Origin of the sequence: Lutimaribacter degradans, assembly GCF_023703375.1 — a bacterium.
In the GTDB taxonomy this organism is placed as follows: domain Bacteria; phylum Pseudomonadota; class Alphaproteobacteria; order Rhodobacterales; family Rhodobacteraceae; genus Lutimaribacter; species Lutimaribacter degradans.
The window spans coordinates 1-1,231 of sequence record NZ_JAMQGO010000037.1 but is presented as its reverse complement, the minus strand read 5'-3'; the positions used below and the strand labels follow the sequence as shown (position 1 = coordinate 1,231).

Here is a 1,231-nt window from a genome sequence, read left to right as displayed (position 1 = left end):
TGGACCTGTCACGTATTTGTGCCGCTCCAGGTGCTCGTTTAAGCCACTTTCCGTTCGAAGGCGACCGGGCTTTTCCAGCCCAATGCTGAGTGCCGTCGACGCGGATTGTAGAAGCCATTGATGTACTCGAAGATCGCCATCTCAGCTTGCCGCCTGGTTGCCCATGACCGCCGCCAGATCATCTCTGCCTTGATGGTTTTGAAGAACGTCTCGACGGCCGCATTGTCATAACAATTACCTTTGCCGCTCATTGAGACCCGGAAGCCGTGCTGGCGCAGGATCTTCTGATAGTCATGCGAACAGTATTGGCTGCCGCGATCGCTGTGGAAGATGCAACCTTTGGGCGGCGATCTGAAAGCAATGGCCATCTTCAAGGCCCGGATCGCCAGATCGCGCTTCATCCGGTTGCTGACAGCCCAGCCGATCACGCGGCGGGAATGCAGGTCCAGGATGACTGCCAGATACAGCCAGCCCTCGCGGGTCCAGATGTAGCTGATGTCGCCCGCCCATTTCTGGTTCGACCCGGCCGCACTGAAGTCGCGATCCAGCAGGTTCGGGGCGATGTTGAACGTATGATCGCTGTCTGTGGTCGCCTTGAACTTGCGCGTTCTTTCAACAGTAATCCCGTTTTCGCGCATCAGGCGGCCGACGCGCCGGTGCCCGACATCGACACCGACCTCCTTCAGCTCTTCGGTCATCCGTGGGCGGCCATAGCTGCCCAGGCTCAGGCGCGATTGTTCCTTGATATGCGCCAGAACGACCATGTCCATGCGCTGCCTGCGGCTGGCCGGGCGGCTGCGGAAAGCCCGCAACCCGCGCGGGCTGACGTTCATGACCAGGCACAGCCGGTCGATCGGGAAGGCCCCGCGCTGTTCTTCAACAAACCGAAACCTCATGGCTTTTGGCTCGCGAAGAACTGGGTGGCTTTTTTTAGGATATCCCTCTCCTCCTTGAGGATACGGTTCTCGCGTCGAAGCCGTTCGTTCTCCCGCGCAAGCTCGCGATCCTCGGGCGATACCACATCCGTGTCGCGGTGTGCCGTCACCCATTTGTTCAGCGTCGAAAGCCCAACACCCAGATCATCCGCAACTTGTCGCCGTGTCAGACCGCTGGTCAGCGCAATTCGCACTGCATCCTTGCGAAATTCTTCCGTTCGTCCTGTTCCCATAGCTCGTCTCCTTTGCTGCACAATATGCTATCAAAGGAGCGGCACCAAACCGCGACAGGTCCA

At 58.9% G+C, this 1,231-nt stretch carries 1 protein-coding gene; it reads right to left on the bottom strand.

Annotation, left to right across the window (positions count from 1 at the left end):
* Positions 1 to 38 precede the first annotated feature (38 nt).
* Positions 39 to 1,168 (bottom strand): IS3 family transposase gene (locus tag M8744_RS17685; protein WP_251420059.1). Its coding sequence is split into 2 segments (ribosomal slippage): positions 39 to 934 and positions 934 to 1,168, totalling 1,131 coding nucleotides; the frame shifts between segments, so codons are not numbered across the junction.
* Positions 1,169 to 1,231 lie beyond the last annotated feature (63 nt).